General features: G+C 66.0%; 12 protein-coding genes. 7 read left to right on the plus strand and 5 right to left on the minus strand.

Going from position 1 to position 10,389, the window contains the following annotated elements:
- Window positions 1-13 precede the first annotated feature (13 nt).
- The 3 genes from kce to BLQ03_RS14245 are packed head-to-tail and all read right to left on the minus strand — an operon-like array spanning window position 14 to window position 2,617.
- Window positions 14-946: a 3,5-dioxohexanoate:acetyl-CoA acetone transferase gene (gene kce / locus BLQ03_RS14235; protein WP_090756996.1), complete on the minus strand. Its 933-nt coding sequence runs from the start codon at window positions 944-946 to the stop codon at window positions 14-16.
- 2 nt (window positions 947-948) lie between these two features.
- Window positions 949-1,860, minus strand: coding sequence for a 3-hydroxyacyl-CoA dehydrogenase (locus tag BLQ03_RS14240; protein ID WP_090756997.1), 912 nt, complete (start codon window positions 1,858-1,860; stop codon window positions 949-951).
- 28 nt (window positions 1,861-1,888) lie between these two features.
- On the minus strand, window positions 1,889-2,617 hold the full coding sequence (locus tag BLQ03_RS14245; RefSeq protein WP_090756998.1) for a GntR family transcriptional regulator: 729 nt from the start codon (window positions 2,615-2,617) through the stop codon (window positions 1,889-1,891).
- Between the two features lie 188 nt (window positions 2,618-2,805).
- Here BLQ03_RS14245 and BLQ03_RS14250 point away from each other — a divergent pair, with 188 nt between their 5' ends.
- Genes BLQ03_RS14250 through BLQ03_RS14275 form a run of 6 tightly spaced genes read left to right on the plus strand, consistent with a single transcriptional unit; the run spans window position 2,806 to window position 8,464 of the window.
- Window positions 2,806-3,792 carry a TRAP transporter substrate-binding protein gene (locus BLQ03_RS14250; RefSeq protein ID WP_090756999.1) on the plus strand — a complete coding sequence of 329 codons (987 nt, stop codon included), beginning with the start codon at window positions 2,806-2,808 and terminating at the stop codon, window positions 3,790-3,792.
- Window positions 3,793-3,845: 53 nt separating this feature from the next.
- Window positions 3,846-4,346: a TRAP transporter small permease gene (locus tag BLQ03_RS14255; RefSeq protein WP_090757000.1), complete on the plus strand. Its 501-nt coding sequence runs from the start codon at window positions 3,846-3,848 to the stop codon at window positions 4,344-4,346.
- Window positions 4,343-5,611, plus strand: coding sequence for a TRAP transporter large permease (locus BLQ03_RS14260; RefSeq protein WP_090757001.1), 1,269 nt, complete (start codon window positions 4,343-4,345; stop codon window positions 5,609-5,611). Before BLQ03_RS14255 ends, BLQ03_RS14260 begins: the two co-directional genes overlap by 4 nt.
- A gap of 12 nt (window positions 5,612-5,623) precedes the next feature.
- On the plus strand, window positions 5,624-6,391 hold the full coding sequence (locus tag BLQ03_RS14265; protein WP_090757002.1) for an SDR family oxidoreductase: 768 nt from the start codon (window positions 5,624-5,626) through the stop codon (window positions 6,389-6,391).
- A 10-nt stretch (window positions 6,392-6,401) separates the two neighbouring features.
- A complete protein-coding gene (hisD, locus tag BLQ03_RS14270) occupies window positions 6,402-7,712 on the plus strand; it encodes a histidinol dehydrogenase (RefSeq protein ID WP_090757003.1) in 1,311 nt (436 codons plus the stop codon).
- Entirely contained in the window at window positions 7,709-8,464 is a 756-nt protein-coding gene (locus tag BLQ03_RS14275; protein ID WP_175558887.1) for an SDR family NAD(P)-dependent oxidoreductase, read from the plus strand. Before hisD ends, BLQ03_RS14275 begins: the two co-directional genes overlap by 4 nt.
- Before the next feature lie 260 nt (window positions 8,465-8,724).
- Here BLQ03_RS14275 and yghU read toward each other — a convergent pair whose 3' ends face one another.
- Both yghU and BLQ03_RS14285 read right to left on the minus strand, forming a co-directional pair.
- A complete protein-coding gene (gene yghU / locus BLQ03_RS14280; RefSeq protein WP_090757004.1) occupies window positions 8,725-9,609 on the minus strand; it encodes a glutathione-dependent disulfide-bond oxidoreductase in 885 nt (294 codons plus the stop codon).
- A 187-nt stretch (window positions 9,610-9,796) separates the two neighbouring features.
- Complete coding sequence (locus BLQ03_RS14285; RefSeq protein WP_090757005.1) at window positions 9,797-10,057, minus strand: DUF1330 domain-containing protein; 261 nt, start codon at window positions 10,055-10,057, stop codon at window positions 9,797-9,799.
- Between the two features lie 117 nt (window positions 10,058-10,174).
- Between BLQ03_RS14285 and BLQ03_RS14290 the strand changes: the two genes are divergently transcribed.
- Window positions 10,175-10,389 (plus strand): transposase (locus BLQ03_RS14290; protein ID WP_139166748.1); only part of this gene is annotated, 215 nt, incomplete at its 3' end.

A 10,389-nucleotide genomic window follows, 5' to 3' on the forward strand; every position in this document is an offset into this window, starting at 1 on the left:
GCCTTGTCGCGGGTCAGAAGCCGACCGTGTCAGCGCCCTTGAGCGCCAGCATGTCCCGCGCCTCGTCCGGGCTCGCGATCTCGAGGCCCAAGCCCTCGATGATCTGCCGGACCGCGGTGACCTGTTCGGCGTTGCTGATGGCAAGGCGGCCGGGGCCGGCCCAGAGCGAGTCCTCGAGCCCGACGCGGACGTGACCACCCAGCGCCGCCGCGATCGCCGCCACCGGAAGCTGGTTCTTGCCGGCGCCCAGGACGGACCAGCGGTACTGGTCGCCGAACAGACGGTCGGCCGTGCGCTTCATGTGCATGACGTCGTCGTAATGCGCGCCGATCCCGCCCATCAGGCCGAAGACCGTCTGGATGAACAGCGGACCCTTGACCAGCCCGGCATCGTGGAAGTGCTTGAGGTTGTAAAGATGCGCGGTGTCGTAGCACTCGAACTCGAAGCGGGTGCCGTTCGCGCCCAGGGTGGTGATGATGTGCTCGATGTCCGCGAAGGTGTTGCGGAACAGGATGCCCTTGTTGCCGAGGTATTCGCGTTCCCATTCGTGCTTCAGCTTACCCTCGAAGCGCGCGAGCATCGGGAACAGGCCGAAGTTCATCGAGCCCATGTTGAGCGATGCCAGTTCCGGCTTCCATGTCGCGGCAGGGCGCACCCGGTCCTCGATGGTCATGGTCGGCGCACCGCCGGTGGTGATGTTGACCACGCAGTCCGTGCGCTGCTTGATCACCTGAAGGAAGGGCGCAAAGGCCTCGGGGGTCTGGTCGGGGCGGCCGTCCTGCGGATCGCGCGCGTGAAGGTGGACGACGGCTGCGCCCGCCTCGGCAGCCCCGATCGCCGCTTCGGCGATTTCCGAGGCCGTGACCGGCAGGTGCTCCGACATCGAGGGCGTATGGATCGCGCCCGTGACGGCGCAGGTGATGATGACCTTGCGTTTGGCAGCCATGCTTACTTCTCTTCCTTCAGGGACTTCAGAAACTTGTCCAGCGCCGCCAGCTTCCTGTCGCGGCTGCGGCTGAGTTCGGCGACCCGGTCGCTGCCCGGCAGGGCGGCGGCGGTGATCTCTCCGGCCTCGCGCGTGAAGGCCTCGCCCCGCGCGGCGCTGTCGCTGAGGCGCGCCATCGTCGGGCCGTAGCGGTCGAGGTAGTCCGCGACCCCACCCGGTGCATTCAGGTTGATCGTCGCGAGCGGCCCCAGCAGCGTCCAGCGCCGCCCCAAGCCGTGGCAGACGGTATCGTCCAGGCCCTCAGGCGAGACGATCCCCTGTTCGACAAGGGAAAGCGCCTCGGCCAGCAGCACTGCCTGAAGGCGGTTCAGGACGAAGCCGTCGATCTCGCGCGACAGCCGCACGGGAACCTGCTCGACGTCCCGCATCAGCGCTTCGGCGCGGTCCATGACCTCGGGGGCCGTGTCCGGGGAAGGGCAGAGCTCGACCACCGGGATCACATGGGGCGGGTTCACGGGATGGGCGACGAGGATACGGTGCCTTCCTTCGAGCCCTTCGGCGAACTGCGAGGCGACAAGGGCCGAGCTGGAGGAGGCGAGGATCGTCTCGGGCGCGGCCAGCCGGTCGAGATCAGCATAGATGCGGCGCTTGATCTCGATCCGCTCGGGGCCGTTTTCCTGCACCCATTCCGCGCCTTCCAGCGCCGACTGCATGTCCGCGGCGAGCGTGACGCGGGCCAGGATCGAGGGGTCTTCCCCCGCCTCGACGCAGGTCTCCTGCAGCCTGTCCCTCGCGCTTGCCAGGGCTGCGGGGTCGGCGTCCCACACGCGGACCTCCAGTCCCGCCCTTGCAAAGACGATTGTCCAGGCTCTGCCGATCAGGCCGCAGCCGATGATGGAAACGGTCCTTGCCATGTTATCGATCCTTCTCCCGTTCCAGGGCTCAAGCCTTGCCGGCAACTTTTGCCGGACCGTAGTCGCACAGCGTCCGGCCCAGATCGGACGCGGCATCGGAAATGTCGCGGATGATGGCGGCCTGCAGGGCCGAGGCATCGCGCTTGCGCAGGGCAAGCTCGGCGGCGCGGTGGCTTTCCATCGAGCGGCCGAAGTGGTTAGGGGCCGTGACCGCCAGCCGGATCAGGGGGCCGACGCGCAGCCACATCCGTTCGATCACGCCCATCAGGATCGGGCGCGCGGCCGCGCGGTAGATCAGCGAATGGAAGCGCCAGTTGCTTTCCAGATAGAGGTCGGCGTCGCCCGTGTCGGCCGCCCGCTGCATGACGGCGCAGGCGTTCGAGATGAGCCGCATCTGCGAAGGCCCGATGCCGTCAAGCGCCTGGGCGGCCGCAAGGCTTTCCAGGTTGATGCGGATGTCGCGGATGTCGATCAGTTCGGCTTCCGACAGGACCGGCACGCGCAGCACGCGGTTGCCGCCGAAGACCTCGAGCCCGCCGTCGCTTTCCAGCTGGCGCAGGGCCTCGCGGACAGGGGTCACGCTGGTCCCGAGCGCGGTCGAGGCGCGGCGCAGGCTGATTTCCTCGCCCGGGCGGAAATAGCCGCTGATCAGGGCGTCCCGCAGCCGCGCATAGACCTGCGCCTGGGCCGTCGTGCCTTCGTCGAAGGTCAGGGGTCCCAGCCGGGACCAGCTGTCTGATTCACTGCCCCGGATCATGTCTCCTCCACCAGAGTGTGATCTCAGTTTCGGCGCAAACTGATCCTCGGCCCAAGTAATGTCCAGCAAATAATGAATATATTTGTGGGTTGACGGGGCAGAGGTTTGGAAACTAGCGTAACTGAGATCACAGATGAGGGGCTTTGACGAGCCCTGTTACGCAGCTTGAAGGAGGGGAGGTCCTGAAAATGCGGCACTTCAACATCATGGGAATCACTACCGTCATGGCTCTGCTGGGCTCGACGGCGCTGGCGCAGGAAAGCCGCACGTTCGACGTCAGCCTGGCGCTTGGCGCGCAGTCGCATCATGCCGTCGGCGTCCACAAGTTCGGCGAGGAACTGGAGCGCCTGTCGGAAGGGCGGCTCAAGATCCGCCCCCATTACGACAACGCGCTGGGCGCCGAGCGCGAGGTGGTCGAAGGCATCGGGCTTGGCCTGATCGACATGGGCGTCACCTCGACCGGCCCGATGGGCGGCTTCACGAGCGAGTTCCTGCTGTTCGACCTACCCTACATCTTCCGCGACCACGCCCATGCCCACGGCTTCCTTGACAGCGAGCATGGCGACGCGCTGGCCCAGCGGCTGCAGGAAGCGGCCGGGGTCAAGATCATCGGCTGGATGGAAAACGGCTTCCGCTACGAAACCAACAGCGTCCGCCCGATCAATGCGCTCGAGGACCTGAAGGGCATCAAGCACCGGACGCAGGAAAGCAGCGTGCAGGTCGATACCTGGACGGCGCTTGGCACGAATGCCGCCCCCATGGCCTGGACCGAGGTCTTCACCGCGCTGCAGCAGGGCGTGATGGAAAGCCAGGAGAACCCGATCCCGACGATCTACGACGTCAAGTTCAACGAGGTTCAGGACTACCTGGCCATGACCCAGCACGTCTACTCGCCGGCGCCGCTGATGATCGGCGCGCAGCTTTTCGACTCTCTCTCGCCCGAGGATCAGGCCATTGTCCTCGAAGCCGCCAGGATCGCGACTCCGGTCCAGCGTGCGGCTTCGCGCGAGATGGATGAGCGTCTGGTGGGCGAATTGGAAGCCTTGGGAATGGAAGTCACCCGTCCCGATCTCGCGCCCTTCCGCGAGGCCGTCCAGCCGGTCATCGACAAGTGGAAGGACACTGTCGGAACCGAGCTGGTCGACGCCGCTGCGAACTTCCAAGCGGCGCAGTAACGACAAGGGGGGCGAAAGCCCCCCATTTCCTACATTCCCTCAGGAGGTCGCAGATGCGTGATGCGCTGCGCAAGGTCGTCCGCACGGTGGACGGCATAAACTGGCTTGTCGGCTGGCTTCTCGCCGCGCTGATGCTGGTGATGACGGTCCTGATCAGCTGGCAGGTCTTTGCCCGGTACGTGATGGGCAGCTCGCTGACCTTTTCCGAGGAAGTCTCGCGCTTCTCGATGGTCTGGATGACGATGCTGGGGGCGGCCTATGCCTATCGGCAGGGCTCGCTGATCGCGGTCGATCTGCTGACGTCCATGTCGGGGCCGAAGGTCAGCCGGGTCGTCCACCTGCTGATCGCGCTGGCGTCATGCACCTTCGCCTTTGTCCTGCTCAAGTACGGGCTGGCGATCACCGAGCGGGTGGCCACACAGACCGCGCCCAGCACCCGCGTCTCGATGGCCTGGCTTTACGGGGCGATGCCTGCGGGGGCGGCGCTGATCTTCCTGAACGCACTGGCCATCATCGCGGATGACTTTTCTGGCAAGAAGGATGCGGCAGCATGATCGCGCTTCTGTTCGGACTTCTGCTTCTGCTTCTGCTGATCGGCGTTCCCGTCACCTTTGCACTTGGCCTCGCGGCCGTCGTGACCATCTGGCAGGGCGACATCATGCCCCTGCTGATCGCCCCGCAGGAGATGATCCGGTCGGTCAACTCGTTCCCGCTGCTGGCGATTCCCTTCTTCATCCTTGCGGGAAACCTGATGCAGGCGGGCGGGATCTCGAAGCGGCTGGTCGATTTCTCGAAGACGCTGGTCGGCAGCACCACGGGCGGGCTGGCGATGGTCGCGATCGTGACCTCGGCCTTCTTCGCCGCGATCTCGGGTTCGGGCGCAGCCACCACGGCCGCCGTGGGCGCCATCCTGATCCCGGCGATGGCCGCCCAAGGTTACGGCAAGCCTTTCGCCGCCGCGAACCAGGCTGCGGCCGGGGCGCTTGGCGTCATCATTCCGCCCAGCATCCCGATGATCCTTTATGCCATCTCGGCCAACCAGTCGGTGGGCGACATGTTCATGGCCGGCTTCCTGCCGGGCCTCGTGGTCGTGGCCTCGCTTCTGATCTATGCCCGCATCCACGCCAGCAACCTTCACATGCCGGTCGAGGAGGTGACGGGCGTCCGTGACGTGCTGGGCGCCGGGCGCTCGGCCATCCTCGCCCTGCTGATGCCCACGCTGATCCTCGGCGGGATCTACGGCGGCATCGTCACCCCGACCGAAGCCGCCGTCGTCGCGGTCGTCTATTCTCTGCTGGTCGGCGGCATCATCTATCGCGAGCTGCCGCTGCGCGAGATTCCCCTGATCCTGCGCGACAGCGCCATCACTTCTGCGGTCGTGCTGTCGATCATCGCGGCGGCCGGGCTTTACGGCCGGATCATCCTGTCGCTGCAGGTGCCCACGGTTATTTCCGAGTTCGTCGTCGGTGCGATCGACAGCGCCTGGATGTTCATCATCCTCGTCAACATCCTGCTGCTGTTCGTCGGCATGTTCCTCGAAGCGGCCGCCGCCATCCTGATCTTCACCCCGATCCTGCTGCCCATCGCGCTCAGCTTCGGCATCGATCCGGTGCATTTCGGGGTCATCATGGTGGTGAACCTTGCGATGGGGATGTTCACGCCGCCCGTCGGCCTGAACCTGTTCATCGCTTCGCAGATCGCAGGGATCGGCATTCCGCAGATCGCCCGGGCGGTGGTGCCCTTCGTGATCATCCTGCTGGTCGACCTGGCCATCATCAGCTTCCTGCCCTGGCTCTCGCTGGTCTTCACGGGCCGATAAGGAAAAACGCACATGGATCTTTCATTGGGCAAGGCCCGCATCATCGTCACGGCAGGCGCGGGCGGCATCGGCCGCGCCATCGTGGACGCCTTCCTTGCCGAGGGCGCCCAGGTCGCCACCTGCGACATCGACGAGGCGGGTCTGGCGACGCTTCCCGAAGGTGTGTTCCGCCGCCGCGTGGACGTGCAGGACGCGGGCGCGCTGGCAGGCTTCATGGACGATGCCATCGCGGCGCTGGGAGGGCTCGACTGCCTCGTCAACAACGCCGGCATCGCGGGGCCGACCGGCCGTATCGAGGAACTGGAGCTGGACGCCGTCCGGCAATGCCTTGACATCTGCCTGACCAGCCAGTTCGTCACCACGGGCCGGGCCGTCCCGCATCTGCGCAGCAGCGCCAACCCCTCGATCGTCAATATCTCCTCGCTGGCCGGACGCCTGGGCTTCAAGCTGCGCAGCCCTTATGCGGCGGCAAAGTGGGGGGTAATCGGCCTGACCAGGTCCATGGCGATGGAACTGGGCGGGGACGGCATCCGGGTGAACGCGATCCTGCCCGGGCTGGTCGCGGGCGAGCGTCAACGGCGGGTGCTGCAATCGCGCGCCGACGCCCGGGGCATCGACTTCGAGCAGGCCGAGAGCGAGGCGTTCTCGCACACCTCGATCAAGGAATACGTCACGCCGCAGCAGATCGCCGACCAGATCCTGTATCTGGCAAGCCCGCGCGCCCGCACGATCTCGGGGCAGGCGATCTCGGTCTGCGGCGACACCGGAATGCTGGGCTAAGGGGGCAGGAATGGCGATCACATATCTCAAGCGCGGCAAGTCCGACGCGGAACGCGACCAGGACGACAGCCGCACCCGTGCCACCGTCGAGGCCACGCTGAAGGACATCGAGACGCGCGGCGACGCCGCCGTCCGGGAACTCAGCCAGAAGTTCGACAACTACGCCCCCGACAGCTTCCGGCTGTCGCAGGAGCAGATCGACGCCCTGATCGCGGAGCTGAGCCCGCGCGACCTGGAGGACATCCGCTTCGCCCAAGCGCAGATCCGCCGCTTTGCCGAGGCCCAGCGCGCCTCGATGCAGGACATCGAGGTCGACACGCGTCCCGGCGTGATCCTGGGTCACAAGAACATCCCGGTGCAGTCGGTCGGCTGCTACGTGCCCGGCGGCAAGTTCCCGATGGTCGCCTCGGCGCATATGTCGGTGCTGACGGCCAGCGTCGCGGGCGTGCCGCGGATCGTAGCCTGCACGCCGCCGTTCAAGGGGCGCCCCAACCCGGCGGTGATCGCCGCCATGCACCTGGCCGGCGCGCATGAGATCTATGTCCTCGGCGGCATCCAGGCGATCGGCGCGATGGCCTTGGGGACCGAGACCATCCAGCCCGTCCACATGCTGGTTGGCCCCGGCAATGCCTTCGTGGCCGAGGCCAAGCGCCAGCTTTACGGCCGTGTCGGCATCGACCTGTTCGCGGGCCCGACCGAGACCATGGTGATCGCCGACGACACGGTGGACGCCGAGCTTTGCGCCACCGATCTGCTGGGGCAGGCCGAGCATGGCTACAACAGCCCCGCCGTGCTGGTCACGAACTCGCGGGCTCTGGCCAAAGGCACGATGGCCGAAGTCGAGCGGCTGCTGCAGATCCTGCCCACCGCCGAGACCGCGTCCGCAAGCTGGCGCGACTATGGCGAGGTGATCCTCTGCGACAGTCACGACGAGATGCTGCAGGTCGCCAATGACATCGCCAGCGAGCATGTGCAGGTCATGACCGACCGCGACGACTGGTATCTGGACCACATGACCTCTTACGGCGCCCTGTTCCTCGGGCCGCGCACAAATGTCGCGAATGGTGACAAGGTCATCGGGACGAACCACACGCTGCCGACCCGAAAGGCGGGCCGCTATACCGGCGGGCTGTGGGTGGGCAAGTTCCTCAAGACCCACACCTACCAGCGCGTCACTACGGACGAGGCGGCAGCCGAGATCGGCGCCTATTGTTCGCGCCTGTGCATGCTCGAAGGCTTCGTCGGCCATGCCGAACAGGCCAACATCCGTGTCCGCCGCTACGGCGGAAGGGACATTCCCTATGGAGGTGCCGCAGAATGATGCGGGCGAACTTCGACCTGACCGGAAAGCGGGCCCTGGTCACCGGGGCTGGGCGCGGCATCGGACGCGGGGTGGCCGAGGCGCTGGCCTCGGCAGGGGCGGCGGTGACGCTCTGCGCCCGCTCGGCCTCCGAGATCACCGAGGTGGCCGAGGCGATCGTCGCCGCAGGCGGCACCGCCGACACCCTGGCGCTGGACGTGACGGACATTCACGCCTTCGCCCGCGAGATCAAGGCGCGCGAGCCCTTCGACATCTTCGTCAACAACGCGGGCACGAACCGGCCCGCGCTGGTGCAGGATGTCACGGAAGAAGAGTTCGACCTGATCATCGGCCTGAACCTCAAGGCCGCTGTATTCGCCGCGCAGGCGGTCGCGCGCGGCATGGTCAACGCCGGACGCGGCGGGTCGATCATCAACATGTCCTCGCAGATGGGTCATATCGGCTCGGCGAAGCGCAGCATCTACTGCGCGTCGAAATGGGCGATCGAGGGCTTTTCCAAGTCCATGGCGATCGAGCTGGGTCCGCAAGGAATCCGGGTGAACACCATCTGCCCGACCTTCATCGAGACACCTCTGACGCAGCCCTATTTCACCGACGAGGCCTTCCACCAGGAGGTGCTTGGCAAGATCAAGCTGGGACGGCTGGGCCAGGTGCAGGATATCGTGGGCGCGGCGGTCTTCCTCGCCTCGGACGCCTCGGCCCTGACCACGGGCTCGGCCCTCATGGTCGATGGCGGGTGGACGGCGGAGTAGTCTGCCGAAACCGGATCAGGTGGGCGCAAGGACGGGGCAGGGGACCCTTGGGTTCCTGCGCGATGCTCGGCGGCATTCGCGGGTGTCGCCCACCTGAAACGTCCCTGCCGCAACCTGCAAGGCGCAGATTTATGCAGGCGGCAAGGCTGTGCGGGCGGAACTTGTCGCCGCAGGCGCGAACTGCCCGCCCGTCATGCGGGCAGGGGATCTAGGGCAGGCGGACCGCCTCGCCCTTACATGCCATGTCCTGGGTCCCGGCCTCAGGCCCTTTCATGGCGGTCGCCGCTGGCACTGCGCTTCAGGGCCTCGAAGTCACCCTTGTCGTGGCGCTCGAGAAGCTGGGTGGACGGGTCGCCGCTGACGCGGTTCACCATGTAGCCGCGCTGCACCGCAGGCCGGGCCCAGACCTGCTCGGTCCAGCGCTGGAGATGGCGGTAGTCCTGCACCTGCAGGAACTCTCCGGCGTCATAAAGCTCGCCCCGTGCCAGCTGGCCGTACCAGGGCCAGATCGCCATGTCGGCGATGGTGAACTCGGGCCCGCCGACATATTCGCTGGTGGCCAAGCGGCGGTCCAGCACGTCAAGCTGCCGCTTGGTTTCCATGGCGAAGCGGTTGATCGGGTATTCGAACTTTTCGGGGGCATAGGCGTAGAAATGGCCAAAGCCGCCGCCGAGGTATGGCCCGCTGCCCACCTGCCAGAACAGCCAGGAGAGGCAGGCCGCCCGCGTGGCGCCCTCGGCGGGAAGAAAGGCGCCGAACTTCTCGGCCAGGTAGACGAGGATCGCGCCGGACTCGAAGACCGGCACCGGAACAGGGCCGCTCCGGTCCACCAGCGCCGGGATCTTCGAATTGGGGTTCACCTCGACGAAGCCGCTGCCGAACTGGTCGCCGTCGCCGATCCGGATCAGCCAGGCGTCGTATTCGGCCCCCTCGTGGCCCGCTTCGAGCAACTCTTCCAGCATGATGGTGACCTTCACCCCATTGGGCGTGCCCATCGAATAAAGCTGAAGCGGATGCCGCCCCACATTCAGGGGGCGGTCATGCGTCGGGCCGGCAATGGGTCGGTTGATCGAGGCGAACCTGCCGCCGCTTTCCTGATCCCACACCCAGACCTTCGGCGGGACATAGCCCAGCTCGTTTCCCATTCGGCGTTCCTTCCATTGCCAGGCCGCCTGCCAGTCGCGGCGCAAGTTCAAGGGGCGATGCTTGCGGCCATCTGCAGGAACGTCAATCGCCCGTGACCGGGTTCTGCCTTGCAGCCGCCCCGAACTGCGGCGGTCTGCAGGGCAGACCCCCGGCCCGGCCAAGGCTGCCGGATGCCAAGTGCGGCGCTTATCCCTTGCCGAGACAGGGGATCGTTCCCGCCACGTCGGTGTCGTCGATCAGGTAGAAGTTGCTGACGCTGCCCGCCTTCCGGGCTTCGCCGAAGGGCGCGTAGTCGGGATCTGCGGCGAACTCCATCGCCGCCTCGCGCGAGGGAAACTCGATCAGCGCCACCAGCGAGGCATCGGGCGCCTTGCCTTCAAGCGCCTCGATCCTGCCGCTGCGATGGCTGCAGTCGTCCTGTTGCCGCTTTTCCCGCTCTTCCTGCATTGGGATGAAAGCATCCGTGTCCTTCCCTCGGCAAGGATATCCTTGCGCTTTTCTAGGGTCAGGACCCATTGATTTGCCTGCTGCTGCGTGATTCAGTCTCCGTGAGGAGACTGATCGATGAGCAACCTTTTTTGGCTGACCGATGAGCAGATGGCACGGCTCCGGCCCTTCTTTCCGAAGAGCCACGGCAAGCCGCGTGTTGATGATCGGCGTGTTCTGAGCGGCATTATCTTCATCAATCGCAATGGTTTGCGGTGGTGCGACGCGCCCAGGGAATACGGTCCGGCTAAGACGCTTTACAACCGTTGGAAGCGGTGGGGCGATATGGGCGT

This window comes from Paracoccus chinensis (assembly GCF_900102885.1).
Lineage (GTDB): Bacteria > Pseudomonadota > Alphaproteobacteria > Rhodobacterales > Rhodobacteraceae > Paracoccus > Paracoccus chinensis.